Annotated in this window: 19 protein-coding genes; 1 reads left to right on the forward strand and 18 read right to left on the reverse strand. The window is 45.1% G+C overall.

The genetic code is table 11. The features are described 5' to 3' along the window. Nucleotides 1-9 precede the first annotated feature (9 nt). From P3X63_RS12400 to P3X63_RS12475, 16 genes are all read right to left on the reverse strand, one after another. Nucleotides 10-777, reverse strand: coding sequence for a CheR family methyltransferase (locus tag P3X63_RS12400; protein WP_026587619.1), 768 nt, complete (start codon nt 775-777; stop codon nt 10-12). A 152-nt stretch (nt 778-929) separates the two neighbouring features. After that, nucleotides 930-1,376: a nucleoside-diphosphate kinase gene (gene ndk, locus P3X63_RS12405; protein ID WP_077736577.1), complete on the reverse strand. Its 447-nt coding sequence runs from the start codon at nt 1,374-1,376 to the stop codon at nt 930-932. Nucleotides 1,377-1,500: 124 nt separating this feature from the next. Continuing rightward, nucleotides 1,501-2,463, reverse strand: a complete 963-nt coding sequence (gene hepT, locus P3X63_RS12410) for a heptaprenyl diphosphate synthase component II (protein ID WP_026587621.1) — start codon at nt 2,461-2,463, stop codon at nt 1,501-1,503. Between the two features lie 29 nt (nt 2,464-2,492). Continuing rightward, nucleotides 2,493-3,191: a demethylmenaquinone methyltransferase gene (locus P3X63_RS12415; protein WP_026587622.1), complete on the reverse strand. Its 699-nt coding sequence runs from the start codon at nt 3,189-3,191 to the stop codon at nt 2,493-2,495. Nucleotides 3,192-3,196: 5 nt separating this feature from the next. Beyond that, nucleotides 3,197-3,970 (reverse strand): heptaprenyl diphosphate synthase component 1, encoded by a 774-nt coding sequence (locus P3X63_RS12420; protein ID WP_026587623.1) that lies wholly within the window; start codon nt 3,968-3,970, stop codon nt 3,197-3,199. A gap of 131 nt (nt 3,971-4,101) precedes the next feature. Next, nucleotides 4,102-4,332, reverse strand: a complete 231-nt coding sequence (mtrB, locus tag P3X63_RS12425; RefSeq protein ID WP_026587624.1) for a trp RNA-binding attenuation protein MtrB — start codon at nt 4,330-4,332, stop codon at nt 4,102-4,104. A 21-nt stretch (nt 4,333-4,353) separates the two neighbouring features. After that, entirely contained in the window at nt 4,354-4,926 is a 573-nt protein-coding gene (folE, locus tag P3X63_RS12430; RefSeq protein WP_026587625.1) for a GTP cyclohydrolase I FolE, read from the reverse strand. Nucleotides 4,927-5,121: 195 nt separating this feature from the next. After that, on the reverse strand, nt 5,122-5,400 hold the full coding sequence (gene hbs, locus P3X63_RS12435; protein WP_003183006.1) for a non-specific DNA-binding protein Hbs: 279 nt from the start codon (nt 5,398-5,400) through the stop codon (nt 5,122-5,124). A 392-nt stretch (nt 5,401-5,792) separates the two neighbouring features. Beyond that, on the reverse strand, nt 5,793-7,271 hold the full coding sequence (gene spoIVA / locus P3X63_RS12440; RefSeq protein WP_026587626.1) for a stage IV sporulation protein A: 1,479 nt from the start codon (nt 7,269-7,271) through the stop codon (nt 5,793-5,795). Nucleotides 7,272-7,459: 188 nt separating this feature from the next. Further along, nucleotides 7,460-8,188: a hypothetical protein gene (locus tag P3X63_RS12445; protein ID WP_077736576.1), complete on the reverse strand. Its 729-nt coding sequence runs from the start codon at nt 8,186-8,188 to the stop codon at nt 7,460-7,462. A 20-nt stretch (nt 8,189-8,208) separates the two neighbouring features. Then, a complete protein-coding gene (locus P3X63_RS12450) occupies nt 8,209-8,412 on the reverse strand; it encodes a DUF2768 domain-containing protein (protein ID WP_026587628.1) in 204 nt (67 codons plus the stop codon). A 323-nt stretch (nt 8,413-8,735) separates the two neighbouring features. Beyond that, nucleotides 8,736-9,773: an NAD(P)H-dependent glycerol-3-phosphate dehydrogenase gene (locus P3X63_RS12455; protein WP_026587629.1), complete on the reverse strand. Its 1,038-nt coding sequence runs from the start codon at nt 9,771-9,773 to the stop codon at nt 8,736-8,738. Between the two features lie 14 nt (nt 9,774-9,787). Next, nucleotides 9,788-11,098 carry a ribosome biogenesis GTPase Der gene (der, locus tag P3X63_RS12460; protein ID WP_026587630.1) on the reverse strand — a complete coding sequence of 437 codons (1,311 nt, stop codon included), beginning with the start codon at nt 11,096-11,098 and terminating at the stop codon, nt 9,788-9,790. Between the two features lie 131 nt (nt 11,099-11,229). Then, a complete protein-coding gene (locus P3X63_RS12465) occupies nt 11,230-11,424 on the reverse strand; it encodes a capping complex subunit for YIEGIA (protein ID WP_026587631.1) in 195 nt (64 codons plus the stop codon). After that, the gene (locus P3X63_RS12470; RefSeq protein WP_026587632.1) at nt 11,421-12,320 is read right to left on the reverse strand and encodes a YIEGIA family protein; all 900 of its coding nucleotides are present in this window, start codon (nt 12,318-12,320) and stop codon (nt 11,421-11,423) included. The genes P3X63_RS12465 and P3X63_RS12470 overlap by 4 nt, the downstream gene beginning before the upstream one ends. Continuing rightward, entirely contained in the window at nt 12,317-12,919 is a 603-nt protein-coding gene (locus P3X63_RS12475; protein ID WP_026587633.1) for a YphA family membrane protein, read from the reverse strand. The genes P3X63_RS12470 and P3X63_RS12475 overlap by 4 nt, the downstream gene beginning before the upstream one ends. Nucleotides 12,920-12,991: 72 nt before the next feature. Here P3X63_RS12475 and P3X63_RS12480 point away from each other — a divergent pair, with 72 nt between their 5' ends. Further along, nucleotides 12,992-13,123, forward strand: a complete 132-nt coding sequence (locus P3X63_RS12480; protein ID WP_077736575.1) for a YpzI family protein — start codon at nt 12,992-12,994, stop codon at nt 13,121-13,123. A 32-nt stretch (nt 13,124-13,155) separates the two neighbouring features. Here P3X63_RS12480 and fni read toward each other — a convergent pair whose 3' ends face one another. Together fni and rpsA are read right to left on the reverse strand one after the other, a co-directional pair. Beyond that, nucleotides 13,156-14,205, reverse strand: coding sequence for a type 2 isopentenyl-diphosphate Delta-isomerase (gene fni, locus P3X63_RS12485; protein ID WP_026587634.1), 1,050 nt, complete (start codon nt 14,203-14,205; stop codon nt 13,156-13,158). 13 nt (nt 14,206-14,218) lie between these two features. Next, the gene (gene rpsA, locus P3X63_RS12490) at nt 14,219-15,367 is read right to left on the reverse strand and encodes a 30S ribosomal protein S1 (protein ID WP_277690921.1); all 1,149 of its coding nucleotides are present in this window, start codon (nt 15,365-15,367) and stop codon (nt 14,219-14,221) included. Between the last annotated feature and the right edge of the window lie 84 nt (nt 15,368-15,451).

The raw sequence follows: 15,451 nt of genomic DNA on the forward strand, positions 1-15,451 counted from the left end.
AAAAGTCAGCTAACTTTTTTGATAGAAAAACGTATCTGTTGACCGGAAACCGTATTTTTCCGGATTGAAGATCTGTTCGGTGCTTCCCACAAACAAAACGCCGTTTTTCTTCAGACTTTTGCCGAATTTATGATAGATCGTCTCTTTCGCATCCTCCGTAAAATAGATTAATACGTTTCGGCATACGATAATATCAAAGTCTTTTTCGTAAGGATCAGCCAATAAATTGTGTTTTTGAAAGCGGATGTTTTTTCGAATGTCATCTTTAACGGTAAAACGGCTTCCATTTTGTGTGAAAAACCGTTCCTTCATTTCTTTCGGCACTTCCTGCAGGGATCTCTCCTGATAAATTCCTTCTTTTGCTTTGGCAAGCACCTTGTCATCAATATCAGTGGCGATGATTTGATAGTCTGACAGATCCTTCTGCCTGCTTAAAATCATCGATAATGTATAAGGCTCTTCTCCCGTTGAGCACGCCGCACTCCAAACCTTCAGTGTTTTGGAAGGCTTTAACAGCGGAAGAATCGTTCTCTCGAGCACATCCCATCTTTTATAGTTTCTGTAAAATTCAGAAACATTAATCGTCATCCTGTCTAACGTCTCCTGCAGAAGACGGTCATTCTTTTCAAGGGCGAGAGCAAACTCCCGAAAATCGCCAAATCCCTTCTTTTCATAAAGGGATGTCAGCCTTCTTTTCATTTGCGCCTCTTTATATAATGCCAAGTCAACACCCGTCATTTTTTTCCATTTATCAACGAAGAAGCTGTAATTGTCCATGTTTTCTCTCCTAATCCATCATGCTGATATGACTACAATTATAGCCTGTTTTCCTGAGAATTTGTACGTTTAAAATGAAAAAACGCCCGCTTCTTCGAAAAAGGGAAAGCAGACGTTAAGTTCCATATAAAAAATCAGCTTTTCAGCTGATTTTAGTAGATCCATTGGTTCATTAATTTTTCGTGTTCAACAAGTTCATCCTGTTTAAAAAACAAATTGATTTCGCGAAGTGCGCTTTCAGGAGAATCTGAACCGTGAATGATATTTTTCCCGACAATCATGCCGAAATCCCCGCGAATTGTACCCGGAAGCGCTTCCTTAGGATTCGTTTTCCCGATCAGCTGCCTGGCGATCGCAATCGCGTCTTCACCTTCCCATACCATGGCAAATACGGGACCGGATGTGATAAAGTCAACAAGCTCTCCGAAAAAAGGCTTCTCTTTATGCTCTTTATAATGCTCGCCTGCCGTCTCCTCTGAGACCTTCATCAGCTTGGCTCCGACTAAATGTAAGCCCTTACGTTCGAATCTTGACAAAATCTCGCCGATCAGCTGACGCTGAACGCCATCAGGTTTTACCATTACAAAGGTTTTTTCCATATTCGATTCTCCACCCCACTGTTATGTATAGGCTTTCAACACTACATCGGAAATATAACATTTTTCAATCAATTAATCAATAAAGGGTGGAGAATATTCATACTTTTGACTCAATTGCCGCCGCCTAGAATTTTCGTTTGCCAATATATTTCGCAATTTGTCCCAACGCTTTCCTGGCGCGGCTTTTCGGAAGCGTTTCAAGCAGGCGGAACGCCTTATTTAAATACATTTCACTGACTTTGAACGATTGTTCAATAGCATCGGTTTGTTTCAGATCTTCGATCAGCGGTTTGATTTGTTCAGGTGTCGTTTCACTGTTGACCAGCTTTAGGCGGGCTTTCAGTTCAGGCGATTTGAGCGCGTACAGAACAGGAAGCGTAACATTCCCCTGAAGCAAATCGCTGCCTACGGGCTTGCCAAGCTCTTCTGCGCTGGATGTAAAGTCGAGAATGTCATCAATGATCTGGTAAGACATTCCAACATAGTAACCAAACCAGTAAAGGGTTTGATGAATCTTTTCTCCGGCGCCGGCGGCGATGGCTCCAAGCTGGCAGCTCGACGCGATCAAAAGCGCCGTCTTGCGTTTGATCCGCCTTAAATAGGTTCTGAGGTTCTGCTCCATGTTATATTTATCTTTAATTTGTTCAATTTCTCCAAGACAGACTTCAACGATCGCCTTGGATAAAATTTCGTGGGCTTTCGGCTCGTTTATTTTTGTCATGGATTCCAGCGAACGGGCGAACAGATAATCGCCGGTATACATCGCAATCCGGTTATCCCACTTCGCTTTGATTGTCGGCTGTCCCCTTCTCAGCTCCGCATCATCGATGACATCGTCGTGGACGAGCGAAGCCATATGTATCAATTCCAATGAAACGGCGACATTTTTAATTTTGCTAATGTCGTATTCACCAAACATGCCGGAAAGCAGAACGAACACAGGACGGATCCGTTTGCCCCCGGCCTGCAGCAAATGAAGGCTCGCTTCACTCAGCAAAGGATAGTCGGAGTGCACGGTTCTTTCCAGCTCTTTTTCTATTAAATCAATATCGTCATTCAAAAAAGAATATAACGTTGTCAATTTCATTTCGATTCACCCGAGAGTTTCAGTAGTCATCATCGCTTCCAGCCGACATGTGTAGCAGCTACACCGCCTGTAAAGGGATGATATTGAACATTTTCTAATCCGGCCTTTTCAAATAAAGCGGCAAGCTCTTTCATACCCGGAAATTCCCTGGCGGACTCTTGAAGCCAGGAATACTCTTTATAGCTTTTGGCAAAGAGCTTTCCAAACACAGGCATAATAAAGCGGAAATACAGAAAGTAAAGCTGTTTGAATCCGAACATTTCCGGCTGGGACGTTTCAAGGCATATGACCCGACCGCCCGGTTTCGTGACCCGGGCCATCTCTTTTAGGACAGTTAAATAGTCAGGTACATTGCGAAGGCCGAAGCCGATGGTGACATAGTCGAACGTATTGTCCGGAAATGGAAGCTCCATCGCATTACCGTGGATCAGTTCGATCTGGCTGTAGTTCTTTGTTTTTTGCTCGGCGATGCTCAGCATATTTTTGCTGAAATCAAGGCCTTTGATCTCGCCATTTTCTCCGGCAGCATCCGCCAGCGCGATCGTCCAGTCCGCCGTTCCGCAGCATACATCAAGCGCTTTGGCTCCTTTTGGAACATTCATGATCCGCATCGTTTTGTCGCGCCATTTTTTATGCTGCCTGAAGCTGATAACGGAATTCATCTGATCGTAATTTTTATAAATTTTTTCAAACACGCCATGTACGCGCTGTTCTTTTGACTGCTCCATGATGGTTACCCTTCTTCCACTTTCTGATGATAAGTTCGTTTTTCAGGCCTGATCGCTTGCAGGCGGTCCAAAAGCCATTTCTGAAAGGCCGGCTTCTTTGCAAGGGATTGGTCAATCTGCAGCTTGGCTTTTGCATAAGCCGCGTCTGCCAATTGCCCGCATGAAGCCTCTTCCGGAAACTCTTCCTTTAAAATCGTCTCAAGCAAACGGGAGTCCGAAGCTTTTTCTTCGGCCGCAAACCTTTTAAACACAAGAAAGTCGTTGGCAGCTGTTTTCCAGTGAGGCAGATAAAAGTGGTCGGCGAGATGATGAAAAAGGGCAGCTTCTACGATGCTGACGCTTTTTGTCAGGCTGTTTAAGTCTTTTGCGGAATGATCATAAAGCCTAATTTTGTGTTCATTGATTTCTTTAATAGCGGCAGCCAGCGTCCGAATCATATAGATATCCTTCATTCCCGATAACAGGGAATAGTACATGCCGCTGAAATAGTCCCCGGCCAAAACCGTCAGCTGCCGGTTTTTATAGTCATCTTGCTTGATTGAAGCTGCGGTCGTGACTTCATCATGGGTGTCAAGGGCTGTTTGAACAAGCATCGCCGTTAAAATGTAATTTTCTTTGTCAGCTTCTTTTAATTCCGTTTCATCAAACAGGGCATAAAAAAGAAACAGCTTATCCTCATCCACTTTTGGCGCAGTCAAATGCTTGGCCAGATAAGGATGTGAGAGCTTTTGATTCAGCTTGAATTTCAAATGAGATAATTGTCCGTAGATGTCTTGCAAAGATATCACCCTTGTCCCAAAATTCGCAGTTTTTCTCATGATTGATTATATGCAGCGGAGAAAGTTTTAGTATATCATACTATGATAAAAAATAATCTTTTACGGCGCCTGAATAGGCTGAAAGATGTGCGCTATTTTTTCGCTTCGCTTTTCATTTCGCCGTAAGCTGTTTGAATCAAAGCCTCGCCGCGCACCTTTATGGCGGAGGTATGCTCTGTAAACTGGCAGATCATCACTTCGCCTTTGTCGAGCTTTTCAGAATGATGAAATCTCGTGTCTGTTCCTCTCGTGAGGCCGATCACGTTTACGCCGTCTTCAACGGCCTTGATCACCACATAGTCATTCGATTGAATATTGCTCATGTTCATCGCACCTTCTCATTTTTAATCGTGATGTTTAATGAGCTCCAATACTTCGGAGCGAGCGGCTACATCTTGTCTGAATGTTCCTCTTACAGCAGAGGTGACGGTTTTGGCCCCGGGCTTTTTCACGCCCCGCATCGTCATGCACATATGCTCAGCTTCAACGACGACCATCACGCCATGAGGCGTCAGCGTGTCCACGATGCTGTCTGCAATTGTCGACGTAATCCGTTCCTGCAGCTGCGGACGCTTCGCCACCGCTTCAACTGCTCTCGCCAGTTTGCTGAGACCGGTGACTTTTCCCCCCTTGGGAATATAAGCGACATGCGCTTTCCCGTAAAAAGGAACCAAATGATGTTCACACATGGAATAAAAGGGAATATCTTTAACAAGAACAAGCTCTTCGTGGTCTTCGCCAAAAATCGTTTTAAAATGCTCTTTCGGATCTTCGTTTAGACCCGCAAATACTTCGGCATACATCTTCGCGACCCGTTTTGGTGTATCAAGAAGGCCTTCGCGGTTCGGGTCTTCACCGATCGCTTCCAAAATCTGACGGACGGCTTGTTCAATTTGTTCTTTGTTGATTTCTCTCATTGTATTATCCTCCAGAAACGCATACATTTAATTCAGATTCTAGCACAATTCAGCTTATAAAAGCAAAATGAAAGGTATTGAACCGGGAAAAAAGAATCTCATCTGAAAAATATGAAAAGCCCCTTTTAAAAGGGGCTTTCCTGTGAAGAAACAATACGGTATGTATAACGCGTAAAAAACGGCATATACATACGATTATTTGCCTGCTACAGCATCTTTAAGCGCTTTACCTGGTTTGAAAGCAGGCACTTTGCTTGCAGGGATTTCGATTTCTTCACCTGTTTGAGGGTTGCGTCCTTTACGAGCAGAGCGCTCACGAACCTCGAAGTTACCGAAACCGATCAATTGAATTTTTTCACCGTTTTTAAGTGCATCTAAAATTGTATCAAAAACAGAATCAACTGCTTTGGTAGCGTCTTTTTTAGATAATTCGCTTGCTTCTGCAACCGCATTGATTAGTTCTGTCTTGTTCATGCATTTCACCTCCTCCCAAAAGATATCAATCAATAGATTATCATCATTTCTTCACAGTTCAACCTGTTTCTATACCTGTTTGAACAGAAATTTCAACTCAATATAGAAAAGGCATTTCACAGCTTTCAGGTGAAAATTTCACTTTTAGAGGAACGATTGTCCAACAAAGTGAAGATTTTCTGTATGTAGATTAACACATATGAAAAGCCATATCAAGCATTTTAAAGCTATGATCCCTTATTCGTCAAGGTTTAAGGCAAAATACGGCGAACGAATATTCCTGTTTTTCCTTTTTTCATCAGATTCTCTCCTATATTTCCAGCCCGCTGCGCCGACATTTGTACATAAACACAATAAAAAAAGACCTCCCGTATATAAAGAGGTCTTCCCTTTTATAAGATGATCGCAATCAAGCCGCCTGAGCCTTCGTTAATGATGCGCTCCAGCGTCTCCTTCAGCTTGTATCTTGCATTCTCCGGCATGAGAGACAGCTTTGCCTGTATGCCTTCCCTGACGATTGAGCTGAGGCTTCTGCCGAAAATGTCGGAATTCCAGATAGACAGCGGATCGTCTTCAAAGTCCTGCATCAAATACCGGACAAGCTCTTCGCTTTGTTTTTCCGTCCCGATGATCGGGGCGAATTCGCTTTCTACATCGACTTTGATCATGTGAATCGATGGCGCTACCGCTTTCAGGCGAACGCCGAATCTCGATCCCTGCCTGATGATTTCCGGTTCATCAAGGCTCATGTCGGTTAATGCCGGTGCAGCGATTCCGTAGCCGGTCTGTTTCACCATTTTCAAAGCGTCTGACACCTGGTCATATTCCGTCTTGGCATGGGCAAAGTCCTGCATCAGCTGGAGAAGATGGTCTTTTCCCCTGATTTCAACGCCGACGACTTCCCTTAAGATTTCATCGTACAGATCATCAGGAGCGTACAAATCGATTTCTGCGATCCCCTGCCCCATTTCAATTCCGGCGAGGCTTGCGCGCTCGATGAAATCAAATTCGCTGAAGTGCCCTACGACGCGGTCAACATCTCGTAATCTTTTAATATCTTTGACGGTCTCTTTTACTGAATCCTGATAGTTTTCCCGCAGCCAGTGATTTTCCTTCAGCACCATGACCCAGCTCGGAAGATTGACGTTTACTTCAAGAACCGGGAACTCGTAAAGCGCCTCTCTGAGAACGCTTAAGACATCGGCTTCTCGCATGCTTTCCACACTCATCGCCAGCACCGGAATATCATATTTTTCCATCAGTTCATTTCGAAGCGCCTCTGTTTCAGGATGATATGGACGGACGGAATTGATCACCATGATGAACGGTTTGCCAACCTCTTTCAGCTCATCGATCACCCGCTCTTCCGCCTCAATGTAATCCTGTCTGGCAATTTCGCCGATCGTACCATCGGTCGTAATGACGACGCCGATTGTAGAATGCTCCTGGATAACCTTTCTCGTGCCGATTTCCGCCGCTTCATGAAACGGAATCGGCTCCTCATACCAAGGCGTGTTGATCATCCTTGGGCCGTTTTCATCTTCATAGCCCTTCGCTCCAGGGACAGTATAGCCGACACAGTCTACAAGTCTTATATTCACATCGAGTCCGTCACTGACATGAACTGACATCGCCTGATTCGGAACAAATTTCGGTTCGGTTGTCATGATGGTTTTGCCAGCGGCGCTTTGAGGGAGCTCATCTTGTGCGCGCGCCCGGTCTGCTTCATTGTTGATATTCGGGAGCACCACTAGCTCCATAAATTTTTTAATGAACGTAGATTTTCCTGTGCGTACGGCTCCTACGACACCTAAGTATATATCGCCTCCTGTTCGTTCAGCGATATCCTTGAAAATATCGACCTTTTCCAAGTGATCCCCTCCCGGACTTCCAATCCTTTTCAATTTTTTACTTCTTCATCAATCAAAAACAGGACATTACAGTGTATGACGTTGTCCTATTTCAATATGACAGCTCAGGGAAATTTTTTCGGCATGCATGAAAAAACCTTTCTCCTTATTGTATGCTGCGGAGAAAGGTTCATGACTAATTCTTGCGCTTACCGTTTAGGTTGTTCTAAAAAAACCGGTTCCTGCTTATCATTGACGCTGTATTTCACAGAAAACGCCGGCACGAAAGGCGTTTCTTTCCACATGACATCCTGGATTTCATCACCCGGTTTTAAAGCCTTTTTTGATTTTTTCAGCAGTTTGGCCAAATCCATCCGGTAATCTACTTGTATGTCGCCTTTTTGATCGACAAGAAGCGGCAGTGAATCGCCTGTTACCGGACTTGTGACAGAAGGGGGTTCTTTCAGCCCCAGCTTCTGATAATCGAGTGTAAATAAATTTTTCGCTACGACTTTTTCATACGGGGGATACCGATGCTGATCTTTGTACATTTCGATCCGAAGCTTCAATTCCTTGACCGCTTCCGACATTTTCACGTCAATAAGCTTGACCGTCGGATTTTTTTCAACATCTACGAGAACATATACATACTCTCCGCCGTTTTCATAGGAAGTGCCGGGAGGCTCCTCCAAATACCGCGGAGACAGCCTGTTAAAATCGATAGGATATTTTTGATAGATTGGGATGGACATATCTTTTGTTTTAATCGGAAGGAGCCCGCCTGTCGCTTTCCTGAATTCGTCGACCGCGGCCTGCACTTCATTGAGCTGATGTTGATAGGGGACGTTGTTTTTCGCTCTTTTTTGTTCAGGGTATAAACATCCGCTTAAAAGAATGGCTGTGAGCAAAAGTGTGAACAGTACGCTGATTGTTTTCATATGCATCTTCCTTTTGAACATTATTCATTAACGGGACCGCTGAAGACGACGAAAAAAACGATCACGCCCGAGATCAGCATGCATGTATAAGCCAGAAACGACGTGACGATTTTGAGAAAAGGATTTTTGAATTTGTACCTGCTTATGTATATGGCAATCACCGCTAAGAACATCAGGCCCATCGCTCCTAAGGCAAACCACATTTTTAACAGACCGGGATTCACGCTAAAAGCCCTCCTTCTATCATTCTCTTGTGTTGTAAGCGTTATATTTCATTTTATATAAGAAAAACCAGAAGTTCAACAGCTTTTCCAATTTTTAAGAAGCGGGCATAGGCAGTAAAAAAACCTGAAGCAAAGAGGGGGACTTTGCTTCAGGCTTGTGAATGGTGACTATATAACCCAATGATTAGATACAGCTCTTCCAGACTTCGATTCTATTTTATGCAAGTGTTCGGACAAATGTATCCTCTCTTGCCTAAGTCTCCAAATGTTTCAGTTTTTTAAAAACGAACCTGGAGGAGAGCGTTAACGCCATTTCGGGCTGGTCATTTGATTTGATTTTCGAACGTGTTCACAAGATCTTCCATCTCGTGTGTTTTCACTCTTGCCATCAATGATTCAACGGCAATATCAACTTTTTTGCCATCAAATAAAACTTTATGCAGCGCTTCAGTGATCGGCATTTTGACGTCATATTTTTGTGAAAGCTGATATGCCGCTTTAGTCGTGCGTACCCCCTCAACGACCATCCCCATTTCTTTCAGAACTTCTTCAAGTTTGAAGCCTTTACCCAGCATATTACCGGCCCGCCAATTTCGTGAATGAACGCTTGTACAGGTAACGATCAGATCGCCGATTCCGGCAAGGCCTGAGAATGTCAGCGGATTTCCGCCCATTTTCGTGCCCAGGCGTGCGATTTCCGCCAAGCCTCTTGTGATTAAAGCGGCTTTTGCATTATCGCCGTATCCCAAGCCGTCGGCAATTCCAGCGGCAAGCGCAATCACGTTTTTCAGCGCACCGCCGACCTCTACTCCGATAATGTCCGGGTTGGTATAGACGCGAAAATTCTGATTCATAAACAAATCCTGAATGGTCTGTGCGACTTCGATGTTTTTCGAGGAAACCGTGACTGTTGTCGGGTGTCTTAAACCGACTTCTTCGGCATGGCTTGGACCGGAAAGGACGACGATGTCTTCCCGTAATTCGGCAGGAATTTCGTCTTCCATCATCTCTGAAATTCTGAGCAGTGTGTCAGGTTCGATTCCCTTTGAAACATGGACGAAAATCGTTTTTTTCTTAATAAAGGAGACAGCCTCTCTGAGAACCTCCCGGATCGCCTTCGTCGGAACGGCGACAATGATCGTTTGCACATCGGCCAATGCAGCCTGCAGATCCGTAGTACCGCAGACGGCATCAGGGAGTTTGACTCCCGGCAGATAATCTTCGTTTTCATGTTTTTCATTGATTTGCTTAATCAGCTCTTCGCGGTGTCCCCATACGCAAACATCGTGGCGATTGTCCGCCAGCACAAGGGCCAATGCTGTTCCCCAGCTTCCGGCTCCTAAAATCGATACTTTAGTCATTCCACTACACCTCTTTATTTTCTTGCTCTTGCGAAAATCTTGATCGGTGTTCCTTCAAATCCAAACGCATCGCGTATCCGGTTTTCCAAAAAGCGCTCATAAGAAAAGTGCATCAGCTCCGGATCATTGACAAACACGACAAAAGTCGGCGGCTTAACAGCCACTTGGGTCGCATAATAGATTTTCAAGCGGTTTCCGTTGTGGGTCGGCGTCGGATTCATGGCGACCGCATCCATAATGATATCATTCAGGATGTTCGTCTGCACCCTCATCGAATGGTTTTCACTTGCCGTCATGACGGCCGGCATCAGCGTATGAATCCGCTTTTTGGTTAGGGCGGACATGAACAGTACAGGCGCGTAATCTAGAAACAGAAAGTGATCTCTAATATTTTGCTCAAATTCCTTCATTGTCCGCTCATCTTTTTCGACCGCATCCCATTTGTTCACGACGATGACGACGGCTTTTCCCGCTTCATGCGCATAACCGGCAATCTTCTTATCCTGTTCAATGATGCCTTCCTCACCGTTTAAAACGACGACGACGACCTCTGAGCGGTCAATCGCTTTTAAAGCTCTGAGCACACTGTATTTTTCAGTTGACTCATAGACCTTGCCTTTCTTTCTCATCCCGGCCGTGTCAACGATGACAAAATCGCGCTGATTGTATGTAAACCTCGTGTCAATCGCATCTCTTGTCGTTCCGGCAATATCGCTGACGATCACGCGCTCTTCGCCGAGCATAGCGTTGACGAGGGACGATTTTCCGACGTTCGGACGTCCGATCAGGCAAAATTGCACCACTTCATCTTCATATCTCGTTTCCGGAATGTTTTTAAAATGTTCGCTGACGGCATCAAGCAGATCCCCGAGGCCAAGGCCATGCGTACCTGAGATCGGATACGGCTCCCCAAAGCCGAGCGAATAAAAATCGTAAATATTGGCCCTCATTTCCGGATTATCAAGTTTATTGACCGCCAGGACAACCGGCTTTTTCGTCCGGTATAAAATTTTCGCGACTTCTTCATCAGCAGCTGTGATCCCTTCGCGTCCATTCGTCATGAATATAATCACATCCGCCTCTTCCATAGCGATTTCCGCCTGATGGCGAATTTGCGCGAGAAACGGCTCATCACCGATTTCAATTCCACCGGTGTCAATCAGATTAAAATCATGGTTCAGCCATTCGGCAGAGCTGTATATCCGATCCCGTGTCACACCGGGTGTATCTTCCACAATCGAAATTCTTTCGCCCGCGATCCGGTTAAAGATCGTGGACTTCCCAACATTGGGTCTTCCAACTATGGCTACGACAGGTTTTCCCATAGTACCCTTCCTTTCAATTCTCTTCAGGAGCATTGTCAAATAATCATCGTGAAGAAAGAAACCCTTCTTTGTTCATGCAGAAGGGCTTAACTCATATATTATATCAATTTCTAAAGAGATCACAACTCTAATCAAAAATGTTTCACAATCAAATACAGATCATCCCCTATCCCATGGGCGATTCCGTCGAGAATGGCCTCAAGGTTTTTGGCATAGGTATCCATTTCCTCCTTGTTGTCGCAAAAAAACACGGCTGTGCCTCCAATCACCCGATCTCGCCTTGTTGTGACGACTGCCAAAATAAATTTTTCGATCGACTCGCTCATTTTATCACCTTACCGTGCTTTTCTTTTATAAATTCCATCGGCACCCGAATGGCATTTTCAAGCGTTGGGACATCTCCGATCACTTTGATGGCCATATCCTTATCCCTGATGGTCGGAAGGACAAATACTGCGACTCGACCGTCATTTAAATCCCTTTTCGCTAAAGGGGTGAGCGACGGTTCCCCTGAATCCCGGTAGACGCCGAGTACATTTGAGACATCGAATAATATCGCCTGCCTTTGGCCGAGATTGGCGAGCGTCACCGCTGAATTAAAATTTTTCGGCTTCAATATGAAGCCCATGCCATGTTCAAGGATCAACTTTTGCTTTTCGGGAATACCGATGTTCATGATGTAAATATCGTCGACATACAAGCCTGCGCCCTCAAAATGCGGCTTTTGATACTCTATATCGGCAATGTGCTTAATAAAACTGCCGGACATTAAAATTCTCCCGGCGATAAAACAGATCACGACAACCGCAAGCCCTGCCCATACGGAAGAAAAAAGGATATAGGCCAAAGTCGTTAAAAGCGATGTGAAAATGACGATATAGTTCCGGCTTTCAAAGGCTATCGCAATCCCTTCGATGTATGTGCTCCCTCTTGAAACGAGCTCATAGCCGTCAAGCTGTGTCAAAGTTTCCCTTTCCATATTGCGGACATCCCTGAATTGGGTGGCAGCCAGCGTTAAAAAGGTGATCGCTGTATAATCGGACTTTAATATGGACGGTATGATGATCGCTCCGATGCTTGCAGCGATCATCGCCAGTGCGATATGGATCGTTTTCCCGTGAAGATAGGTGGGATACTGGCGATAATCGGTCCTCAGCATATACACTCTGACGCCAATACCTGCTGTTATTCCCAAGATAATCGGATAAGTATAATGAGTCATGACATTTTTGTTGCTCCTTTATTCAATCGCTTCCATTTTTGATGAATCTGTTGGACAAGCCGCTCATATTGGGAAATCCCATACACGAGAACGATGCCGGCTGAGCACATGGACAGCCAGGTATATCCGCCGACAACGATGTCCCCGTAAAGCTTTCTGATGATAAGCGAGTACAAAAGCTCCCCCTGGCACATGCCAAGTACAAACAGCGCCAGGCGGCTGGCGAAGCTTTTTTCAAAAGCCGCCGTCATGATCATAAACAATACGATGATCAGCCATTCAGGCTTTAGGATAAACCAAACCGGATCATATAATGCAAAAAGAAACAAAAAGCCGTAGGCAAACACCATTGCAAGATGGAGAAACAGGCGCTTGATGCTTTTGTGAATTGACTGATAGCCGCCCATGATCAAAGCGCCTGTAAAAAAAAGCAGATACGCCGCATTAAAAGACAAGGAGAAGTGCAGCTGATACATACTTAAAATAATGTTGAGCAAAATAAATGCCGAAGCAAATAAACGGCTCCTGTTTTTCTTCAGGATAAACGTTGTCAAAACCCACAAAAACCACATTGACCAAAAGTAATAAAATTGTTCCATTTTTCCATCCTCCATATTTCAGTATGGAGCGGCTGACCGAATTTTAAACCTGTGTAAAGGAGGGGAGCAGGAATGGGAAAAGACAGGCAGGAAAAGAAATTGAGAAAAGACAGGCGCACCGAGTCTGACCGGGATCAGTCCATCAGGCATAACGGAGCGACCTCTCTCGAAAGCGCTGAAGAAGCACGCAGGAGAAACCCATAAAAAAACCGGCTTGGTTAACCAAGCCGGTTTTTTTAACGCAAACTGTAAGCGGAAGGATCAATACCTCTTGCTTTCAACCAATGATATGTCTCCCCTTTTATGACGAGAGGAGCTTTTTTGAGTTCTTCAATGGTCTGACAGCCCAAAACGGTCATGATCCTTTTCAAATCTTCGATCAGGCTTGTGATTTCCTCGACTAAAGCGTCTTCGCCTGATTCTGTCAGCACCTTAAGAAAATAGCCGGCCATGCCTGCAGCAGACGCTCCTAAAGCAATCGACTTTGCCAGATCAAGAGCATCCTGAATCCCCCCTGAGGCGATAACCGGACGATTCCTGAAGGCAGAGCAGACCTCGGCTACACTTGCAGCTGTCGATATGCCCCATTGATTGAAAAACCTGACCGCTTTGTCCCTGCGCAGATTCTCGATTTTTGAAAAATTCGTTCCGCCAAAACCGCCGACATCCACCGCTTGCACCCCTGCTTCAAACAGTTTGGCAGCGGTGTCCCTGCTCATGCCAAAGCCCACTTCTTTCACAGAAACGGGCACAGAGACTTTGCGGCAAATGTCCTCGATCTGGCGCAGTCTGCCGGTGAAATCGCGGTCCCCTTCAGGCATGACCATTTCCTGAATGACATTGAGATGAATTTGGAGCATGTCTGCTTCAATCATATCAACGGCTCTTTTTGCCTCATCAACCGTCGCTTCGCTTCCTAAATTGGCGAACACAAGCCCATTCCGGTTTTCTTTACGGACAATTTCATAAGAGGGCCGTTCATCAGGGTCTTTTAAAGCGGACATTTGCGATCCTACGGCAACGGGTATGTTCACGGCTTTGGCCGCTCTCGCCAGCGCTTTGTTAATCTCAAGCGTTGCTCGTCCCCCTCCGCCGGTCATTGCATTGATAAAAATAGGCGAACTTAAGAACAGTTCGCCTATTTTTGTTGAAGTATCAACTTGTGACAATGCCGTTTCCGGAAGGCTGACGTGAACAAATGTAATATCATCAAACCCTGTCTCGCGTTTTTGTCCGGTGGACAAGGCGTGTTCAATGTGTTCCTTTTTTCTCTCGGCTCGCGTCACCATTATCACCAAATTACTTTAATTTATTCAGTTTATCTCCAATCATTTCACCAAGCTGGAATCCTGTCGATTCTTCCTTCGCCTGATATTGGCGGTAATCTTCCTGTTCAGCTTTTTCATTGTTTTCTTCAAGCTCTTTCATGCTTAAAGAAATCCGTTCTTCGGCTTCATTGACATCGAGAACTTTAACCTTCACGTCCTGGCCTTCTTCAAGCACTTCGTGAGGTGTTCCGATGTGTTTATTTGAGATTTGGGAGATGTGAACAAGTCCTTCAACCCCAGGAAGCACTTCGACAAAAGCACCAAAGCTTACCAAACGCTGCACTTTACCGTCAAGGACGTCTCCAGGCTTCACTTTTTCGCCGATGTTCGCCCATGGTCCAGGAAGCGTCTCTTTGATCGATAATGAAATTCTTTCATTGTCGCGGTCAACTGAGAGGACCTTGACTTTGACTTCCTGGCCTTCTTCAACAACGTCTGACGGTTTCTCAACGTGTGAATGGGAAAGCTGGGAAATGTGGACGAGGCCGTCAATGCCGCCGATATCAACGAATGCTCCGAAATCGGTCAAACGCTGCACCTTGCCCTCAATAACCTGTCCGGCTTCCAATGTCTGCAGGAATTCGTGCTTTCTTTCGGACTGCTCTTTTTCAACAACCGCGCGGTGGGATAAAATCACGCGGTTTTTATCTCTGTCAAGCTCAACGACGATTAATGTAAGCGTCTTTCCTTTATAATCTGCAAAATCTTCAACAAAGTGTGCTTCGACAAGTGACGCAGGGATAAATCCGCGCACGCCTATATCGACCACAAGACCGCCTTTGACGACGTCTTTGACTTCGGCTTCAAACACTTCTTTTGACTCAAATTTTTTCTCTAGGTCTTCCCAAGCGCGGTCTGCATCAACAGCACGTTTTGATAAAATCAATGCATCGTCTTCCACTTTTGTTACTTTTAATTCAAGCTCATCGTCGATATTCACGACATCTGACGCTTTTTCAACATGGAGACTTGATAATTCACTGATTGGGATAATACCGGTTTGCTTGCAGTTGGGGATGTCAACATCAACATGCTTGTCCTCAACTTTCGTTACAATACCTTTCACCACATCTCCAACCTCTGGCACCTGAACATCAATTTGATTCATTTCCTCTGTCATTTCAATAACCTCCTTGGTCCAAACCTACACAGCTTTTGTGAAAACGGTTATTCCGAACCGGATGCAACACCCAGTCCGGACAGC

The organism is Bacillus sp. HSf4 (assembly GCF_029537375.1).
Classification (GTDB): domain Bacteria; phylum Bacillota; class Bacilli; order Bacillales; family Bacillaceae; genus Bacillus; species Bacillus sonorensis_A.